Annotated in this window: 17 protein-coding genes and 1 tRNA gene; 11 read left to right on the top strand and 7 right to left on the bottom strand. The window is 70.0% G+C overall.

The window, feature by feature from the left end; all coding sequences use genetic code 11:
• Positions 1–492: 492 nt before the first annotated feature.
• On the top strand, positions 493–2,055 hold the full coding sequence (locus OHS70_RS18650) for a PP2C family protein-serine/threonine phosphatase (protein WP_328398931.1): 1,563 nt from the start codon (positions 493–495) through the stop codon (positions 2,053–2,055).
• 151 nt (positions 2,056–2,206) lie between these two features.
• A complete protein-coding gene (locus OHS70_RS18645) occupies positions 2,207–3,694 on the top strand; it encodes an aminopeptidase P family protein (protein ID WP_328398930.1) in 1,488 nt (495 codons plus the stop codon).
• Positions 3,695–3,720: 26 nt separating this feature from the next.
• On the opposite strand, the gene OHS70_RS18640 is transcribed toward OHS70_RS18645, so the two are convergent.
• On the bottom strand, positions 3,721–4,197 hold the full coding sequence (locus OHS70_RS18640) for an ATP-binding protein (RefSeq protein WP_328398929.1): 477 nt from the start codon (positions 4,195–4,197) through the stop codon (positions 3,721–3,723).
• A gap of 239 nt (positions 4,198–4,436) precedes the next feature.
• Here OHS70_RS18640 and OHS70_RS18635 point away from each other — a divergent pair, with 239 nt between their 5' ends.
• From OHS70_RS18635 to OHS70_RS18595, 9 genes are all read left to right on the top strand, one after another.
• On the top strand, positions 4,437–5,219 hold the full coding sequence (locus OHS70_RS18635; protein ID WP_328398928.1) for a hypothetical protein: 783 nt from the start codon (positions 4,437–4,439) through the stop codon (positions 5,217–5,219).
• A 91-nt stretch (positions 5,220–5,310) separates the two neighbouring features.
• Complete coding sequence (locus tag OHS70_RS18630) at positions 5,311–6,054, top strand: YcnI family copper-binding membrane protein (RefSeq protein WP_328398927.1); 744 nt, start codon at positions 5,311–5,313, stop codon at positions 6,052–6,054.
• Positions 6,055–6,090: 36 nt separating this feature from the next.
• Positions 6,091–6,783, top strand: a complete 693-nt coding sequence (locus OHS70_RS18625; RefSeq protein WP_328398926.1) for an SCO family protein — start codon at positions 6,091–6,093, stop codon at positions 6,781–6,783.
• Positions 6,780–7,229, top strand: coding sequence for a copper chaperone PCu(A)C (locus tag OHS70_RS18620; RefSeq protein ID WP_443062620.1), 450 nt, complete (start codon positions 6,780–6,782; stop codon positions 7,227–7,229). Before OHS70_RS18625 ends, OHS70_RS18620 begins: the two co-directional genes overlap by 4 nt.
• A gap of 26 nt (positions 7,230–7,255) precedes the next feature.
• Complete coding sequence (locus OHS70_RS18615; RefSeq protein ID WP_328398924.1) at positions 7,256–9,178, top strand: copper resistance CopC/CopD family protein; 1,923 nt, start codon at positions 7,256–7,258, stop codon at positions 9,176–9,178.
• Between the two features lie 49 nt (positions 9,179–9,227).
• Positions 9,228–10,427, top strand: a complete 1,200-nt coding sequence (efeB, locus tag OHS70_RS18610) for an iron uptake transporter deferrochelatase/peroxidase subunit (protein WP_328405736.1) — start codon at positions 9,228–9,230, stop codon at positions 10,425–10,427.
• A 75-nt stretch (positions 10,428–10,502) separates the two neighbouring features.
• Positions 10,503–11,438 carry a prephenate dehydratase gene (gene pheA / locus OHS70_RS18605; RefSeq protein ID WP_328398923.1) on the top strand — a complete coding sequence of 312 codons (936 nt, stop codon included), beginning with the start codon at positions 10,503–10,505 and terminating at the stop codon, positions 11,436–11,438.
• 572 nt (positions 11,439–12,010) lie between these two features.
• Entirely contained in the window at positions 12,011–13,288 is a 1,278-nt protein-coding gene (serS, locus tag OHS70_RS18600; protein WP_328398922.1) for a serine--tRNA ligase, read from the top strand.
• The gene (locus OHS70_RS18595) at positions 13,285–14,100 is read left to right on the top strand and encodes an HAD family hydrolase (RefSeq protein WP_328398921.1); all 816 of its coding nucleotides are present in this window, start codon (positions 13,285–13,287) and stop codon (positions 14,098–14,100) included. Before serS ends, OHS70_RS18595 begins: the two co-directional genes overlap by 4 nt.
• 100 nt (positions 14,101–14,200) lie before the next feature.
• Here the strand turns inward: OHS70_RS18595 and OHS70_RS18590 are convergent.
• The 6 genes from OHS70_RS18590 to OHS70_RS18565 form a co-directional block, all read right to left on the bottom strand.
• Positions 14,201–14,290 (bottom strand) — tRNA-Ser (locus OHS70_RS18590).
• 255 nt (positions 14,291–14,545) lie between these two features.
• Positions 14,546–15,235: a hypothetical protein gene (locus OHS70_RS18585; protein ID WP_328398920.1), complete on the bottom strand. Its 690-nt coding sequence runs from the start codon at positions 15,233–15,235 to the stop codon at positions 14,546–14,548.
• A 285-nt stretch (positions 15,236–15,520) separates the two neighbouring features.
• Positions 15,521–16,240: an ABC transporter permease gene (locus OHS70_RS18580; protein ID WP_328398919.1), complete on the bottom strand. Its 720-nt coding sequence runs from the start codon at positions 16,238–16,240 to the stop codon at positions 15,521–15,523.
• A gap of 24 nt (positions 16,241–16,264) precedes the next feature.
• Positions 16,265–17,176: an ABC transporter ATP-binding protein gene (locus OHS70_RS18575; protein ID WP_328398918.1), complete on the bottom strand. Its 912-nt coding sequence runs from the start codon at positions 17,174–17,176 to the stop codon at positions 16,265–16,267.
• The gene (locus OHS70_RS18570) at positions 17,173–18,069 is read right to left on the bottom strand and encodes an ABC transporter permease (RefSeq protein WP_328398917.1); all 897 of its coding nucleotides are present in this window, start codon (positions 18,067–18,069) and stop codon (positions 17,173–17,175) included. The genes OHS70_RS18575 and OHS70_RS18570 overlap by 4 nt, the downstream gene beginning before the upstream one ends.
• Complete coding sequence (locus OHS70_RS18565) at positions 18,066–19,031, bottom strand: ABC transporter ATP-binding protein (protein WP_328405734.1); 966 nt, start codon at positions 19,029–19,031, stop codon at positions 18,066–18,068. Before OHS70_RS18565 ends, OHS70_RS18570 begins: the two co-directional genes overlap by 4 nt.
• Positions 19,032–19,244: the final 213 nt, after the last annotated feature.

Here is a 19,244-nt window from a genome sequence, read left to right as displayed (position 1 = left end):
AGCGCTCGTTCCTTTCCGTTGAACGCCGGGGTCCACATCACACCATGTGTGCAGCTCTTCACTGTGCGTACAAATGCGGTACTGATCGGCGCGTCACCGCCCATGCCGGTGGCATGGGCGACCCCCACTGTTCAGCGACAGGATCGCCGCCCGGGGGCCCAACGTGGGGCTTACTCCATTAAACGCGTGGCGAGGGGTGGCGCGCGCCCGGCGCTTGCTGTCCCGCTGTATCTTTTCCCGCCACTCGGGATGGGGCGCGACCTTCGGCTGTTAGGACGCCGCGGCCCGCCGCCGGGTTCCGGGGCTGTCCCAACCGCCCCTGGCCATCACCGTTTACGTACCCAGCAGGTGTGGAATGACGCTTCCCCTCAGGCCTGCGCCCTACGGGGATCCCCACGCCGATCACCCTCAGCAGACCGCAATCAACCGCCATCGGGTGCATTTTTCAGCCAAGTTCACACCCCCACAGACACCACTGATCCCACCGGGACAATGCTGGACATCACCTTACGTGTACGTGTACATGTGGATGCATTGATAGCGGCGCAGAATGACATGGGGGTTTGCGATGCTATTGAGCAAAACGCACCTGCCGGAAAGCCGGCTGACATGAGCGCCCCTCACCTGCCGAAAGTGGCCGGAATCGATTCCACGGTTGCCGGCCCCCCGCACACTGCCGCCGCTGCTGCACCCCTGCCCTCGGTCCCCGCCGCACCGCCCGCTCCGGGCGCGCTGATTCAGGACCGGCTCGCCGGCTGGGTCTCCGATCTGACCACCCTCCATGAGCTGACCGAGCGTCTGGCCAGAACGGCCACGCTCGACGAGGCACTGGACGAGCTGCTGCGCGCAGGTGCCGCGCTGGTCGGTGCCCGCCGGGGCCTGGTCACTCTCGAGCCGCGCCCCGGCCCCCTGCGCGACGACTGCTTCCACGGAGGCCGCGGACCCTCGCTCGCCAAGGGCCTCGGTCTCACCCATGCCGAGCTCGGCCATATCGAGACCGTTCCGCGCAGCGCCACCGCGTACGGCAGGATCCTGGACGGCCTGGCCCCCCAGCCCGGCCGCCCGGGGCGGCCCGGCGTGCCGCAGGCCGTGGCGCACCCCGATCTGCTCGGCGACCCGGCGCTCGACCCCCGCCATCGCGAGGTCGCGATCCGCCTCGGCTACGCGGCCAGCTACACCCTGCCGCTCGCGGGCGACGGGTCCGGCACGCTCGGCGCGGCCGTCTGGCTGTACGACGAGCCGGCCGCCCCCGGAGAGCGCCGGTGCCATCTCGCCGGGCTCTACATGCGCTACGCCACCGAACACCTGGCCCGGCTGCTGGAGCTGGAGCATGCGCGCGCCACCGTGGCGACCGTCGCCGAGGAGCTGCTGCCCAGCCGGCTGCCGCGGGTGCCCGGTGTCCAGCTCGCCGCCCGGCATCGCACCGGCCCGCACGGCGGGGGCGACTGGTACGACGCGCTTCCGCTGCCCGAAGGCGCGCTGGGACTCGCGGTCGGGTCGGTCAGCGGCTCAGGGCCGAGCGCGCTGGCGGCGATGGGCCGGCTGCGGGCGTCCCTGCGGGCGTACGCCGTGATGGAGGGCGAGGACCCGGTCGCCGTCCTCTCCGATCTGGAGCTGCTGCTGCGGCTGACCGAACCGGCGCGTACCGCCACCGCACTGTTCGCGTACGCCGAGCCGGCGGCCCGCAAGATCGTGCTGGCCGGGGCGGGGCACACCCCGCCGCTGGTGGTCGGTGAGCGGCGTACGGAGTTCGTCGAGACCTCGCTGTCGGCTCCGCTGGGCATGCTCGCCTGCTGGGAGGCACCGAGCGTGGAACTCTCCGCGGAGCCGGGAGAAACGGTGCTGCTGTACACCGACGGTCTGCTGCGACGCACCGGTGACCCCATGGACCGGGCCTTCGCGCGGCTGCACTCGGCGGCCGCCGCCGTACCGAAGGCGGTCCGCGACGACCCGGGCGCGATCGCCGACCATGTTCTGCACACCGTGCTGCCCGAAGGTCTCGACCGGATGGACGGCGGCGAGGACATCGTCCTGCTGGCCGCCCGTTTTGACTGAGTACTGGCTGGTTTCTCACATCACTGCAGGCGATCTTCCTGTCGCACATACGATGGAGTCGTCACCCCTGCCCGAAGGCCCGACCGGCCCGGAGGGAAGCAGGGGTTTCCCGTGTCGTATCAGGCAAGGCCGAGAGGCCCAGGAGGCAGACGTGGCCGAGGAGCTCACCCCGGCGGAATCCGATCTCGCTGCTACCGCAGCGGGCGCGGAAGAGGAAGAGCAGCCGATCAAGCAGCGCAAGAACGGCCTGTACCCGGGCGTGTCCGACGAGCTGGCCGAGAACATGACGACCGGCTGGGCCGACACCGAGCTGCGCGATCTCGCGCCCGTACCGCAGGCCGCACAGACCGCCGCCCGCCGTGCCGCGCTCTCGGCGCGCTTCCCCGGTGAGCGTGTGGTGATCCCCGCGGGCAACCTGAAGACCCGCTCGAACGACACCGAGTACAGCTTCCGTGCGGCCACCGAGTACGCGTATCTGACCGGCGACCAGACCGAGGACGGCGTACTGGTGCTGGAGCCCAAGGGCGACGGGCACGAGGCGACCATCCATCTGCTGCCCCGTTCCAACCGGGAGAACGGCGAGTTCTGGCTGTCCGGCCAGGGCGAGCTGTGGGTGGGCCGTCGCCACTCCCTCGCCGAGGCCGAGCAGCTGCTGGGCATCCCGGCCGAGGACGTGCGGGAGCTGCCCGAGAAGCTGCGCGAGGCGACCGGTCCGGTCCGTGTCGTACGCGGCCACGACGCCGGGATCGAGGCGGCGCTGGCCGACAAGGTCACCGCGGAGCGCGACGAGGAGTTGCGGGTCCACCTCTCCGAGGCCCGCGCGGTGAAGGACGAGTTCGAGATCGGCGAGCTGCAGAAGGCGTGCGACTCCACCGCGCGCGGCTTCGAGGACGTCGTCAAGGTCCTGGACAAGGCCGAGGCCACCAGCGAGCGCTACATCGAGGGAACGTTCTTCCTGCGCGCCCGCGTCGAGGGCAACGACGTCGGCTACGGCTCCATCTGCGCGGCGGGCCCGCACGCCACCACCCTGCACTGGGTGCGCAACGACGGCCCGGTCCGCTCCGGTGATCTGCTGCTGCTCGACGCCGGTGTGGAGACCCACACCCTCTACACCGCCGACATCACGCGCACCCTGCCGATCAACGGCCGCTTCACCGAGCTGCAGCGCAAGATCTACGACGCGGTGTACGAGGCTCAGGAGGCGGGTATCGCGGCGGTCAAGCCCGGGGCCAAGTACCGCAACTTCCACGACGCCGCACAGCGCGTGCTCGCCGAGAAGCTGGTCGAGTGGGGCCTGGTCGAAGGCCCGGTGGAGCGCGTGCTCGAGCTGGGCCTGCAGCGCCGCTGGACGCTCCACGGCACCGGGCACATGCTCGGCATGGACGTCCACGACTGCGCCGCCGCCCGTACCGAGGCGTATGTCGACGGCACGCTGGAGCCCGGCATGTGCCTGACCGTGGAGCCCGGCCTCTACTTCCAGGCCGACGACCTGACGGTGCCCGAGGAGTATCGCGGCATCGGCGTCCGGATCGAGGACGACATCCTCGTCACCGAGGACGGCAACCGGAACCTCTCGGCCGCGCTGCCGCGCCAGGCCGACGAGATCGAGACCTGGATGGCCGCCCTCAAGCAGGGCTGACCGGCGTCACGACGGGGGCGCGCCGCTCAGGAGACCCTGAGCAGCGCGCCCTCGCGCCATTTGAGGATCTTGTCGAAGCAGACCACCACGCCGTGCCCCGGCCGGTTGCTCACCTGCACATGGTCGGCGAGCTGCTCGATCAGACACAGCCCGCGGCCGCTCTCCGCGGTGACGGCGGGGACCGCCGCCCCCGGCACCGCCCCGCGCCGGACGGCAGAGCCCGGTCCTGGTGCGGGAAAACCGGGTCCCGAATCCGCCACCTCGATACGGCACTTCTCGCCGTCCAGATACGCCGTGACGCGGTACGCCTGCGAGGCTCCGCCGGAGTGCAGGTCGCCGCCGTGCTCCACAGCGTTCGCACAGGCTTCGCTCAGAGCGACCGACAGGTCGTAGGAGACGTCCGGGTCGACGCCCGCGGTCTCCATCGTGCCGAGCAGAAGCCGCCGGGCGAGCGGGACGCTGGCAGCCTCGCGCCGCAGATGGAGTGACCACCAGATGCTCATGCTCCAGCCTCCTGGCTGCGGCTCGACATACCGATACGTATTGCCCCCATACACGGTCGGTAAGCGCACCTTTGATGTGATACCCCTCATTCAGCGGATGCGCGGGGCGCACCACCGGGTGTATGTCGCGCACGCCCGCCCGCAATGAGAGCGGCACACGCCCGCCCCGAGGGCAGCAAAGGGGATCTTCCGGACCTGCCGTACGGTCGCCGGCGGCGCAGTGCGATGATGACCCGGCCATGTCGTCCCTGCATCGAGCGCGCACCGGAGCCGGTCTGCGGCTGCTGAGGGCCGCGGTGTTCACCGCGGTCTGTGTCGTGCTGTCCGGGACGGGACATGTGCTGGCCGCCTGCGCGGCCCTCCCCTGGTGGACCCTGACTCTCGGCTTCGCCGGGGTGTTCGCCCTGGTGGTGCCGTTCGCGGGGCGGGAGCGTTCGCTGCCGGCCATCGCCGCCGCGCTGACGGTCGGACAACTCGGACTGCACACCCTGTTCACGGCCGGACAGCAGCATCTGCGGCTCGCTCCGACCGCGGACGAAACGGTCGTCAGGATGGCGGCCAAGCTGGTGTGCGGTGCGGGTGCCGCCGCCATGACGCCCGCCGACGCCCGGCGCATCGTCACGATGGCCGGCATGGATCCGGCCGCACAGCAGGCCGCCCACATGCATACCGCCGAGGCCGCCGAGGCTCCTGGTCTGCTGCCCACCCTGCCCATGCTGCTCGGGCATCTGCTGGCCGCCCTGGCGACCGGTCTGCTACTGCGCCGCGGGGATGCGGCGCTGCTCCGGCTGATGCGGATGTCGGCCGACTCGGCCCATGAGGTCGCCGAGACGGCGTGGCTGCGCGCGCTGCGGGCCGCGCTCGTTCTCGTACGGGCCCTGCTGAGCGGTCCCGCGGGCGGGCTCGGCCCGGCTGTGCGTACGGTGCCCGCCGCGGCGGCGCCCCGGGTTCCGGTCGCCGGCCATGTACTCGCGCACACGGTGATCAGGCGCGGGCCACCGGCCGTACTCCTGGCAGCCTGACGCGGCCCACTCGACGGGAGTGGTGCCGCTGTGTCCGCGCACCCGTGTGCCGGCACATCCCCTCTCCTTCACCGTGGAGTGTTCCCACCTCATGAACGTTTCCCGTATCGCGCTTGCCGGCGGCGTCGCCGTCTCCTCCGTGCTGCTCGTCTCCGGCACCGCCTTCGCGCATGTCACCGTGCAGCCGCAGGGCCCGGCGGCCAAGGGCGGCTACGCCACCGTCAACTTCAAGGTCCCCAACGAGCGCGACAACGCCTCGACGATCAAGCTCGAGGTCAGCCTGCCGGCCGAGCACCCGCTGGCGTCCGTGATGCCGCAGCCGGTGCCGGGCTGGAAGGTGGAGGTCACCAAGTCCAAGCTGGACAAGCCGCTCGAGCTGCACGGCAACCAGATCACCGAGGCGGCCACCAAGGTCACCTGGACCGCGGACGGTTCCAAGATCGGTCCGGGTCAGTTCCAGCAGTTCCCGCTCTCGATCGGGCAGCTGCCCGAGGACGCCGACCAGTTGGTGTTCAAGGCCGTTCAGACGTACGACAACAAGGACGTCGTGCGCTGGATCGAGGAGCCCGAGAAGGGCGCCGAGGAGCCTGAGTCGCCCGCGCCGGTGCTCACGCTCTCGGCCGCCACCGAGGACCACCACGGCGGCGGTGCGGCAGGTGCCGACGCCAAGGGATCGAAGGACGGCGGCGAGAACGCCGGTCACCACGACGAGCCGGCTTCGGCCTCCGGCTCCGGCAGCGACACCACGGCCCGCGTCCTCGGCATCGCCGGAATCGTCGTCGGCGGCGCCGGTCTGGCCTTCGGTGTCCTGGCCCGACGCCGCCGGTCGGCCTGACGAGCGCGCGGGACCACGTCCGTGAAAGAGAACCCCATGCACAACCCGAAGAGTGACGCGGCGCCGAGCCGCGCCCGGCGCGCTCCGCTGATCGCGGGAGCCGCCGTCGCGGTCGCGTTCGCGGTCGCGGCGGGATTCGCCCTCGCCGCGAACGGTGACGGCACCCCTGCGGCACAGGTCTCGGCCGAGGCGAAACCCAAGGCCGCGACCGTGCTCAGCCGGCCGTTCACCAAGCCGGACCTCGTGCTGACCGACACCCACGGCAAGAAGTTCGACCTGCGGGAGCGGACCAAGGGCAAGCCGACGCTGCTCTTCTTCGGCTACACGCACTGCCCCGACGTCTGTCCGCTGACGATGAGCAACCTCGCCATCGCGAGGAAGCAGCTGCCCGAGGCGGACCGGGACAAGCTCCAGGTCGTATTCGTCACCACCGACCCGGAGCGGGACACCCCGGCCGAGCTCGGCAAGTGGCTGCGCAGCGCCGGTGATCCGTCCTTCATCGGCCTCAGCGGCGACTTCCCGACCATCCAGGCGGGAGCGCGCCAGGTCGGCATCGGCATCGACCCGCCGAAGAAGGAGAAGGACGGCACGGTCGTGTCCATGCACGGCGCGCAGGTCCTCGCCTTCTCCCCGAAGACGGATCAGGGCTATGTCCTGTACGACGACGACACCTCGCACCAGGAGTACGCCGCGGACCTGCCGGAGCTGATCAAGGGGGAGACGCCGTGATGCGCCGCACCCCCTTCGCCGTCGCCCTGGTCATGACCGCGGGACTGGCCCTGGCGGGCTGCTCGGCGGACAGCGGACCCGAGTTGAAGGTCAGCGGTGCGTTCATGCCGCAGCCCGTCGGCGACGACATGGCCGCCGGGTTCCTGACCGTCGTCAACAACGGCGGTACGGCGGACAAGCTCACCTCGGTCACCAGTGACCTCTCCGACGACATCACCATCCACACGTCGAAGAACCAGCGGATGCAGCAGGTGAAGGCCTTCGACGTCCCCGCGGACGGCTCCCTCGACCTCGAGCGCGGCGGCAGCCACATCATGTTCATGGCGCTCAAGCAGAAGCCGGAAAAGGGCCAGAAGGTCTCCGTGGAGCTGCACTTCGAGAAGTCCGGTCCGATCAGGGTCGAGCTTCCCGTCAAGGAAGCCACGTACAACCCTGCGAAGCACTGAGGACCGACCGAGGGACTGATGACGCCATGACAGCCACCGCCCCGCGCTTCGGACCGGCCCCGGTCCGGCTGCTGCTCGCCGTCACCGTGCTCATCGGCACGGTGCTCGGCGCGCTGCTGGCCGGCGCGGGTCCCGCGTCGGCACATGCCGCGCTGACCGGAAGCAACCCGAAGGACGGGGCGGTGGTCGCCACCGCCCCCAAGCAGGTCACACTCACCTTCTCCGAGCAGATCGCCATGGGCGAGAACTCGATCCGGGTCCTGGAGCCCAGCGGCAAGCGCGCCGACAAGGCCGAGGTCCGCGACCTCGGCAGCGGCGGCAGCGTCGTCTACGGAGTCGATCTGCAGGCCGGACTCCCCAACGGCACCTACACCGTGGCCTGGCAGGCGGTCTCCGCGGACAGCCATCCCGTCTCCGGTGCCTTCACCTTCGCCATCGGGGCGCCCTCGAAGACCACGGTCGCGCTGCCCGACGAGGAGGCGGGCGGCGGAGTCGTCGGCTTCCTCTACGGGGTCGCGCGCTACGCCTCGTACGCAGGCTTCATCCTGCTCGCCGGCGGTGCCGCCTTCGTGCTCGTGTGCTGGCAGCGGGGTGCCTCGGTACGGCCCGTGCAGCGCCTGGTCGTCCAGGGCTGGATCACGCTCACCGCGGCCACCCTCGCGATGCTGCTGCTGCGTACCCCCTACACGGGGTCGGGCGAACTCGGCGACGCCTTCGACCTCGGCGGTCTGGGGGATGTGCTCGAGACCAAGACCGGCGCGGCCCTGGTCTCGCGGCTGCTGCTGCTCGGCGCGGCCGCGCTGTTCATCGCCGTGCTGTTCGGGGCGTACGCGCGGCGCGAGGACGCGCAGGAGAAGAAGGACCTCACCTTCGGTCTCGCGGTCGGCGGCACGGTCGTCGCCGCGGGGATCGGCGCGACCTGGGCACTGTCCGAGCACGCGTCGACCGGTGTCCAGCCGGGCCTGGCGATGCCGGTGGACGTCCTGCATCTGCTGGCCGTGGCGGCCTGGCTCGGCGGTCTCGCCGCGCTGCTGACCGCGCTGTACCGCGAGCCGTCCATCGAGCGCGCGGCCGTACGGCGCTTCTCCACACTCGCGTTCACGAGCGTCGTCGTGCTCGCCGTGACGGGGATCTACCAGTCCTGGCGGCAGGTCGGCTCGTGGCCGGCGCTGACCGGGACCTCGTACGGGCGGCTGCTGCTGGCCAAGGTGGCACTCGTCGCGGTCATGGTCGCCGTGGCCTGGATCTCCCGAAGGTGGACTGCGCAGCTGGCCGAAGCGCCGGCCGCCGAGGACACCGAACGGCACCGCGAGGAGACGTCGGACGACGACGCGGCCGACGACGAAGAAACCGCCGGCGAAGCGGCGGAGGACCCGGCGCGCGCCGCCCAGTTGGCCCGTCAGAAGGCGGCCGTCGCCACGGCCGAGCGACGGCGGGTACGGGAATCCGACACCGAGCGATCCGGCCTTCGCCGCTCCGTGCTGGCCGAGGCAGGTGTCGCCGTGGTCCTGCTGGCGGTGACCACCGTGCTCACCGGCACCGAGCCGGGCCGTACGGAGGAGACAGCCAGGGCGGCCGGAGCCCAGGCCGTCGAGCAGGCCCCCGCCGGCCCCACCGAGATCACGCTGCCCTTCGACACGGGCGGCGAGAACGGCAAGGGCCGCCTGAGGCTCAGCCTCGACCCCGCCCGCTCCGGCTCCAACGAGATGAACGTGTGGGCCGAGTCGCCCGACGGCAAACCGCTGGACGCCCCGGAGGTGAAGGTGTCCTTCACCTTGAAGGCGAAGCAGATCGGCCCGCTGCCGATCACTCCCGACCGGGTCGCCGCGGGACACTGGAGCGCGAATGCGGTCCAGATCCCGATGCCCGGCAGCTGGCAGGTGAAGGTGACCGTGCGGACCTCCGACATCGACCAGACGACCATCGACAAGAACATCACGATCGGCTGATCCACCCGTGAGCGACATCGACATCTCCCGGCGGCGCCTGCTCGGCACCATGGGCGCCGCCGGCGCGGCCGGGCTGGCGCTCGGCGCCGCCGGGTCGTCCGCGGTGCATGCCGCCACCCGCGAAGAGGCACCCACCACGCTGGCGACCGTCGGCTCCACCGGCATCGCCTTCCACGGCACGCACCAGGCAGGCATCACGGACCCGCAGCAGTCCCACGGCCATCTGGTCGCGTTCGATCTCGCGCCGGGTGCCGGGCGCAAGGAGGCCGCCGCACTCATGCGGCGCTGGTCCGCGCTGGCTGCCGAGCTGATGGAGGGCCGGGCGGCCCCGGACGGCGACACCGGCGTCGCCCTCGACGCGGGCCCTTCCTCGCTCACCGTCACCTTCGGTTTCGGCCGCACCTTCTTCGACCGCACGTCCCTGGTGGACCGGCGGCCGCCACAGCTGGATCCGCTGCCGGCGTTCTCCTCGGACCACTTGGATCCGCGCCGCTCGGACGGGGACCTGTGGGTGCAGATCGGCGCGGACGACGCGCTGGTCGCCTTCCACGCGCTGCGGGCGATCCACAAGTCCGCCGGCGCCGCGGCCCGGGTGCGCTGGCAGATGAACGGCTTCAACCGGTCACCGGGCGCCACGGCGCGGCCGATGACCGCCCGCAATCTGATGGGGCAGATCGACGGCAGCGGCAATCCGAAGCCGTCGGAACCCGACTTCCGGCAGCGGATCTTCGTGCCCGCGAAGACGCCGGAGGCGGAGTACGCGTGGATGGCCGGTGGCTCGTACGCCGTCGTGCGCCGTATCCGGATGCTCCTGGACGACTGGGAGAAGCTGACGCCGGCGAAGCAGGAGCAGGTGATCGGGCGGCGCAAGTCCGACGGCGCACCGCTGACCGGCGGCACCGAGATGTCCGAGCTCGCGCTCGAGCGGACGGGCCCGGACGGAAAGCCTGTCGTCCCGCTCAACGCGCATGCCCGTATCTCCGCCCCGGAGCAGAACGGAGGCGCCGCGATGCTGCGCAGGCCGTTCTCCTTCCACGACGGCATCGGCATGGACGGCACACCCGACGCGGGGCTGCTGTTCGTCTGCTGGCAGGCCGATCCACTGAGCGGTTTCGTGCCGGTGCAGCGCAAGCTGGACCGGGGCGATGCGCTGTCGGCGTTCATCCGGCACGAGTCGAGCGGGCTGTTCGCGGTGCCGGGCGGGCCGACGAAGGGCGAGTACGTGGGGCAGCGGCTGCTCGAGGCGTAAGGGCGGCGGCATACGGTCCGCGCCCTGAGCCGACGGCAGGAATCGGGGATGCGCACGGCCCATTAGGGTGACGGTATGTCGGCCACGCGCTTCACCTATCTCGGTCCAGAGGGCACCTTCACCGAAGCCGCCCTGCGCACTCTCCCGGAAGCCGCCACCCGCGAGCTCGTCCCGATGGTCTCCGTACCCGCGGCGCTCGATGCCGTGAGGGCCGGTGAGGCCGCCGCGGCCCTCGTACCGATCGAGAACTCCGTGGAGGGCGGCGTGACCGCCACCCTCGACGAGCTGGCGTCGGGCGAGCCGCTGATGATCTACCGCGAGGTGCTGCTGCCGATCGCGTTCGCCCTGCTGGTGCGCCCCGGCACCACGCTCTCCCAGGTGAAGACGGTGACCGGCCATCCGGTGGCGCAGCCGCAGGTGCGCAACTGGCTGGCGGCGAATCTGCCGGACGCGCTGTGGGAGTCGGCGGCCTCGAACGCCGACGGTGCGCGGCTGGTGCAGGAAGGCCGCTACGACGCCGCGTTCGCCGGCGAGTTCGCGGCGGCCACCTACGGGCTCGAACCCCTGGTCACCGAGATCCACGACGCGGAGAACGCGGAGACCCGCTTCGTCCTGGTGGGGCGCCCGGCCCGGCCCGCGGCGCCCACGGGCGCGGACAAGACGTCCGTGGTGATCTGGCTGGGCGACGATCACCCGGGTGCGCTGCTGGAGCTGCTCCAGGAGTTCGCCGTACGCGGCGTGAACCTGATGCTGATCCAGTCCCGGCCGACGGGCGCGGGCATCGGCAATTACTGCTTCGCGGTCGACGCCGAGGGACACATCTCGGACCGGCGGGTGGGCGAGGCGCTGATGGGGCTGAAGCGGATCTGCCCGAAGGTGCGCTTCCTCGGTTCGTATCCGCGGGCCGGGGTCGCGGTGGCGGATGTACGGCCGCTGCGGTCCGGGACATCGGACGCAGAATTCACGGCCGCGTCGGACTGGCTGGCGCGCTGCCAGGACGGCCGGGCCTGAGGCTGAGCCGAGCCGGTCCTACCTGCAGATTTTCGTTATCCACAGGACTTGTCCACAGGCGCGCTTCTCGACCTGGGGACAAGTCGACAACACAATGCCGCATGGTCGACAAATCGTCCCAGTGGCCCCACTTCCGTCCACAGCGACCCAGGCCGCCCACCGTCGGCCACTGTCACCTCAATTCCATTGATCAACCCTTTGAGGTGAGGAATTCCCACCCGAATGAGCCTGTCAGGCGGGTTTGGGCTGGGAATCCTTCGCGATCCATACGGCTTTTGGAATGATCACTTCCACAATCCACAGATCCCTCACACAGGCTGTGGATAACTTTGCGAAGCGGCGCAACCCTGTGGACAAGGCCCGCCAAGTCCCGCCCCGCAGAAGGGCTGTGGATCTTGATTGAATCAACACAGATGTGCGCCGCATGCCCCATTCCGGCGAATGGGCGGCCCACCCCGGTGATCACCGGGCGAATTGCCCGCCCAGTTTTCCAATTCCGGCAATTCGGGCAAAGCGACACGCAACGCGATATCGGGTGGGGTGGCCCGAGTCGGCACCGGTAGCCTGGTGGGGTGATTGACCTTCGCCTGCTTCGTGAGGACCCCGACCGTGTTCGCGCCTCCCAGCGCGCCCGTGGAGAGGACGTCGACCTGGTCGACGCGCTGCTCTCCGCCGATGAGCGGCGCAGGTCGTCCGGCGTCCGCTTCGACGAACTCCGCTCCGAGCAGAAGTCGCTCGGCAAGCTCATCCCGAAGGCCTCGCCGGAAGAGCGCGCCGAGCTGCTGAAGAAGGCCGAGCAGCTGAAGACCGACGTCAAGGCCGCCGACGCCGAGCAGAACGAGGCCGACGAGGAGACCCGCCGGCTGCTGCTCCGGCTGGGCAACGTGGTCCACCCGGACGTCCCGGTCGGCGGCGAGGAGGACTTCGTCGTCCTGGAGACGCACGGCACCGTCCGCGACTTCGGTGCCGAGGGCTTCGAGCCCAGGGACCACCTGGAGCTCGGCGAGGCGCTGGGCGCCATCGACGTCGAACGCGGCGCGAAGGTCTCGGGCTCGCGCTTCTACTACCTGACGGGTGTCGGCGCGCTGCTCGAACTCGCGCTCGTCAACGCGGCGATCGCGCAGGCCACCGAGGCCGGCTTCATCCCGATGCTGACCCCGGCGCTGGTCCGCCCGCGCGCCATGGAGGGCACCGGCTTCCTCGGCCAGGCCGCGGAGAACGTGTACCACCTGGAGAAGGACGACTACTACCTGGTCGGCACGTCCGAGGTCCCGCTCGCCGCGTACCACATGGACGAGATCATCGACGCCGACAAGCTCCCGCTGCGGTACGCCGGCTTCTCGCCGTGCTTCCGCCGCGAGGCCGGCACGTACGGCAAGGACACACGCGGCATCTTCCGGGTGCACCAGTTCGACAAGGTCGAGATGTTCTCGTATGTCGCCCCCGAGGACGCCGAGGCCGAGCACAAGCGCCTCCTGGACTGGGAGAAGCAGTGGCTGACCAGCCTCGAGCTGCCCTTCCAGGTGATCGATGTCGCCACCGGCGACCTGGGCGCATCCGCCTCGCGCAAGTACGACTGCGAGGCGTGGATCCCGACCCAGGGCAAGTACCGCGAGCTGACCTCAGCCTCGAACTGCGACGGCTTCCAGGCGCGACGTCTGTCGGTCCGTATGCGCGAGGGGAAGAAGGTGCAGCCGCTGGCGACGCTGAACGGCACTCTCTGCGCGGTGCCGCGCACGATCGTGGCCCTGCTCGAGAACCACCAGCTCGCCGACGGTTCGGTGCGGGTGCCCGAGGCGCTGCGCCCGTATCTCGGGGGACGAGAGATCCTGGAGCCGATCTCCAAGTGAGCCCCGGCCCCTTCCCGTACAGGCTTGTCGCGACCGATCTCGACGGCACACTGCTGCGTGACGACGAGACGATCTCCCGGCGCACACGCGACGCGCTCGCCGCGGTCACCGCGGCGGGCGCCGCGCACATCGTCGTCACCGGTCGGGGCGTGCCCTGGACCCGGCACATCCTGGACGACCTGGGGTACGACGGGATCGCGGTGTGCGGGCAGGGCGCGCAGGTCTATCACGCGGGCGAGCACCGGCTGCTGACCTCGCTGACGCTGGACCGGCAGCTGGCCGGGCTGGCGCTCGCCAAGATCGAGGCGGAGATCGGGCCGCTCGCGGTGGCCGCGAGCCGGGACGGCCTGCACGGCGACGTGCTGATAGGACCGGGGTACCGGGTACAGGAAGGCCCGCTCCCCTATCTGCCGTACAAGGACCCGTCCGAACTGTGGGCGGCGCCGCTCACCAAGCTCTACATCCAGCACACCGACCTCGACGACGACGCGCTGGCGCAGACCGCCCGGCGGATCGTCGGAAGCCTCGTCGACATCGTGGTGGCCGGCCCCGGGATCGTGGAGGTCCTGCCGCTGGGGCTCAGCAAGGCGACCGGTCTCTCGCTCGCGGCGCGACGACTGGGCCTGCGCGCTGCGGACACGATCGCGTTCGGGGACATGCCGAACGACATCCCCATGTTCGGCTGGGCGGCCCACGGGGTGGCCATGGCCAATGCCCACGACGAACTGAAGGCCGTGGCCCACGAGATCACGGCGTCGAACGAGCACGACGGCATCGCGCTGGTCCTGGAACACCTGCTGGCAGGCGGCTGAAACCGTCGGGCGTGGTCGCGCCTGACAGGCCGACCGGGGCAGGGGACCCCAGCCTTCCCCCATAGCCCTTCGGGCATGGGAGGTACTTCTAAGGGCCAGGCGGAGGATGCGCGGATCGAACGCGCGCGGGGTTCGGTGTGCCCCGACGACGACTTAGCAGGTCGCTGCCTTACCACTCGGCCAATCCTCCGGGAGGGGGCGGCCCGCGCAGACGCGCGCTCGAAGCGGCCGCCCCCTGGGCAGCCGCTCCGGCGGCCGTACGGAGTGTGATGACTACTCCATGGCCTGCCTGATGGCGCCCCGACGGGAGCTCGACGGACTCGGACTCGAATCCTGAGTCATCGTCGCTCTCCTCTCCCGGTCGTCGAGCCGGTCGCACTGATGTGCTGCACCGGCTCAACCACTGTCCCGCGGCAGGGAGTTCCCCGCCACTGAATTTCCGTCGTCAGCGACGCCTACGGCGTCGCAGACTCCTCAGCTGACGGGCGAAGTCGTCCATCCTGGCGTCCATCCGGCTCATGTCGCCGGACAGTTCGCACAGCCGGTTGCTCATCGCTCCGACGACCCGGTTGGTGGCGTCCAGCCGCTGATCGAGACTGTCGAGCCGCTGCGACATCCGGTTCAGCACCGGCCCGAGCTCCTGGAGCGCCGTACCGACGCCGGCGAGACAGTTCTCGACGTTGGTGACGCGCCGGTCGAGCGATGCGTAGCCCTCGCGCCACACCTCCTCCGCGTCGAGCAGGTAGGTGCGCACGCACCGGGCGATGTCGCTGTCGCGAAGAAGCATGGCGATGTTGAGCACCGCGCGACGCGTGAAGAGAGTCAGGCTGGAGCGGCGCTGTGGATAACTCCCGTCACCCTCGGATGAGAGTGACATGTTGTCACTCTGATATTCACGCAGTTCAGAACCGCGCAGGACCGCCATTCCGTTCTGCGTGAGCTCCTCGCGGTGCCTTGAGGTCACCTGCCTGATGACGTCTGTGGATACTTCGAAGTAGCGCGCGACCCCCTCTGTGGAGACGTGCACACCGTCCGGGAGCATGACAAGCGCCTTCACCTTGTCGAGTGCCTCGACCCGACCCGCGTGCTCGACGCGCATTGCCCTCGACTCGAGCAGGGCGACTTCCGTTGGCATGGAGATGCCTTCCGTTCGTGAACCGATACTGGACGGCCCTCTCCCCGGGCACAGGGGTGGAGATCGGCTCACGGTGCTCTCTGCTCAATGACCGGCCCGGACATCTTTCCTGTCGCCCCGGCACCGGCAATCCCCGACTTCACGAACGCTCGACGCCACTTACTCCCATTGCCTCCACGCACGATGGACAACGAGCCGATAAACGTACAGTTACGCGATACGCGTCGGCCCCTGCCCTCAGAGGGCAGGGGCCGACACCGCGATCCAGGCGGGACGACTCGCCGCCTACTCCTCGCCGGCGAGCTTCAGCACCCGCAGCTTCTGGCCCGCGTACCACGTCGCCGCGACCGTCACCACGGCCAGCAGCACCGATGCCACCGGCAGGCCGACGTCCGAGCTGACCATGTCCCCGCCCGCGACCTTCTCGGCGACCGACAGCGCCCACTGCTGGACGCTCAGCGTGCGCGCCCCGGCGACCAGGCTGCCGAAGAGGGACTCCCACACCAGGGCGTAGACCAGCCCGATGACCACCGCATGGCGGCTGACCGTGCCCAGCAGCAGGAACAGCGCGCTGTACGCGATCGAGGCGACCAGCGCCGCGACCGTGTAGGCCACCGCCACCTGCTGGCCGTTGCCGTTGAGGACGAACCCCGCGATGAAGGTGGGGAGCGCCGAGAACGCCATGGTCACGGCGATGGCCACGGTCAGCTTGGTGACGATGATCGTCGGCCGCTTCACGGGCTTGGCCAGCAGATAGACGATCGAGCCGTCGTCGATCTCCGGTCCGATCGCGCCCGTACCGGCGATCACACCGATCAGCGGCACCATGGTGGCGAGCGCGAACCCGCCGAGCACATCGGCGGCCACCTGGTCGTCGACACCGTTGAACGCGCGCACCGCGCCCGCGATGACCAGCAGGAGTGCCGGCAGCACGAACAGGATCGCGGCCCGGCGACGGCCGAGCAGCGCCCGGTAGGTGAGCCGGGCGACTGTGGGGTCGTACATCGCTGACAGCTCCTTTCAGGCCGCTCAGGCCGCTACGAGGTAGGAGAAAACGGATTCGAGGGACTCGTCGGACGGTGAGACCGTCAGCAGCCGGATGGAGTGCTCGCGCGCGACGCGCGGCAGCAGCTCGGTGAACCGGCCGAAGTCCACGGCCTGGATGCGCAACGCGCCCTCGGCGAGGTCCACTTCGATGCCGGCCGTGGACGGGTCGGCGATCAGCGCCGCGGCGAGCGCGCGGTCGTCGGAGGACCGTACGAGATAGCGGTGCGGGCGGTCCGTCATCAGCCGGCGGATCCGGCGGAAGTCGCCACTCGCCGCGTGGCGCCCGGCGACGATCACCTCGATGTGGGAGGCCAGTTGCTCGACCTCCTCCAGGATGTGGGAGGAGAACAGGACCGTACGGCCCTCGGCGCCCATGCGTCGCAGCAGATCCATCAGCTGCATGCGCTGGCGCGGGTCCATGCCGTTGAACGGCTCGTCGAGGAGCAGTACGGACGGCTCGTGGACCAGCGCCGACGCCATCTTCACGCGCTGGCGCATGCCCTTGCTGTACGTGGCGATCTTGCGGTCCTGGGCGTACTCCATCTCCACCGTGGCCAGCGCCTTCTGCGCCTCGGCCTTGCCCAGGCCGTGCAACTCGGCGTTGGCGACGACGAATTCGCGCCCGGTGAGGAAGTCGTACATCGCCTCGCGCTCGGGGACGATGCCGATGTGCTGGTAGATCTGTTCGTTGCGCCAGATCTGCTGACTGTCGAGGGTGACGGTGCCGGTCGAGGGCGCGAGGAATCCGGCCATCATGTTGATGAGCGTGGACTTGCCCGCGCCGTTCGGGCCGAGCAGGCCGGTGACACCCGGGCCGACGGTCATCGTGACGTCGTTGACGGCCACCACGTTGCCGAACCAGCGCGAGGTGTGCTCGATGTGGATGGTGGTCACAGCCCGACCTTCCGGTAGCGGCGCATGAGGACGGCGTACGAGCCGGCGATCAGCGCGAGGGCGACAGCGAGGTACAGCGCTCCGACGCCCGCGCCGGGGGCCACGGCGCTGCCGCCGGGGAAGGCGGAGGACGCGCCGAGGAACGCGGTCTGTACGCCGTCGATCAGAGTGATCGGCGAGAAGAGGCCGAACCACTGGACGGCGTCCGTGGCTCCGGTCTCGAACGCGATCGCCTGGATGGTGGAGACCGCGCCGTAGCTGATGGTGAGGGTCGCGATGACGGCGGCCACACCGAACCCGCGGCGGGGGGTGAGCGCGGCCATCACCAGACCGAGCCCGCCGAAGAGGACCGAGAGGAGAGCCACGGACACCAGCCCTTGTGCGAAGCCCTTGGTCTGGTCGGCGAAGTCCATCTTCGCCAGCAGCGACCCGATGTAGAGGACGAGCAGCGGCGCGGCCGTGAGGACGAAGAGTGCCGAGGACATCGCGCAGTACTTGGCAAGGACGTAGTCCGTGCGCTCGATGGGCCGCGAGAAGTAGAGCGGAACGGTCTTGAAGCGCAGGTCGCGCGAGACCGATTGCGGGGCCTGGGCGGCCAGGAACAGCCCGATGACCGCCTGGAGGTAGATCGCGTACGAGGTGTACTCGATCGGCAGGTCCTTGAGCTTCGTGCTGACGGCGACCGCCACGATGATCGCCGCGGGGACGCACATCACGGCGAAAAGGATCATCGGCAGCACCTTGGACTTGGCGCTGCGGCCCAGTCCGTAGGCGCCCCGCAGCGACTGCGAGTAGAGCGAGCGGCGCGCGTAGGCGCGGCCGAGGCGTGCTCCGTCGTAGTTGCGGTACCCGATGTTGTGGATGCGTGTCGTCTCGGGGGTCTGCGTGCTCATCGAGCCGGCACCTCCATGGGCTGGGCCGCGGCCTGCGGGCGGAAGACCTCCGCGATGTGGTGGCGGCGCTGTTCCATCCGCACCAGACCGAGACCGAGGCCGGCCACGGTGTCGCGGACGATGTCGTACGTCTCCTCGCCGGTCGCCTCCAGCAGCAGGATGTGGCCCGCGCCGGGCAGCCCGTCCTCCTGGCCGGCGTGCAGGGTCACGTCCGCCGCGACGAGGGCCTCGCGCAGCGCCGCCGTGCCGTCGGGGTGCGTGTCGGAGTCGGTGACCTCGACCGCGAGGGTCGTGGTGATCTGGGTGAAGTCGCTGGTGGAGCTGGAGCGCAGCAGAGTGCCGCCGTCGATGACGACGACATGGTCACAGGTGCGCTCGAGCTCGCCGAGCAGGTGCGAGGTGACCAGGACCGAGATACCGAAGTCGGTGTGGACCCGGCGGATCAGGCCGAGCATCTCGTCGCGGCCGACCGGGTCGAGTCCGTTGGTCGGCTCGTCGAGCAGGACCAGCTGCGGGTCGTGGACCAGGGCCTGCGCCAGCTTGACGCGCTGTTTCATACCGGTCGAGTAGCCGCCGATGGGCCGGTACCGTTCCTCGTACAGCCCGACATGGCGCAGGGTGTCCGCGGTGCGCTCACGGGCGGCCGTAGCGGGAAGCCCCGACATGCGCGCCATATGGACGACGAACTCGGTGGCCGACACATCGGGCGGCAGGCAGTCGTGCTCCGGCATGTAGCCGACACGCTCACGGATCTCGGCGCCGCTGGTCGCGACATCGAGCCCGAGTACCGCGGCGCGGCCTTCCGTGGCGGGGGACAGACCCAGCAGGATCTTGATCAACGTGGACTTGCCGGCTCCGTTGGCGCCCACCAGGCCGGTCACACCGGGGCCGATGTCCAACGAGAGCCGGTCAAGCGCGGTCACCCTCGGGAACCGCTTGCTCAGGCTTTCGGTCGCGATCACAGTCACGCTTCGAAGGTAGTGGCGTACGGCACACGTGGCGTCAGCCCAGGGGCCCGGTCGGTGTCCGACTCCAGAGGTACGGACCCGTAAGGGCTCTGCGACCGAAGTACACCGTGGACTCAGGGGGTACATGCACACCTCTTGACGCAGCCGCCGGGCATTGTCACATTCATCAGTGGCACATTACGCACAGGTACCACTCATGGGACGGAG

The sequence above is a fragment of the Streptomyces sp. NBC_00390 genome (assembly GCF_036057275.1).
Classification (GTDB): domain Bacteria; phylum Actinomycetota; class Actinomycetes; order Streptomycetales; family Streptomycetaceae; genus Streptomyces.
Note: the sequence above shows the minus strand (reverse complement) of the source record. Positions and strands in the feature narration are given on the sequence as shown.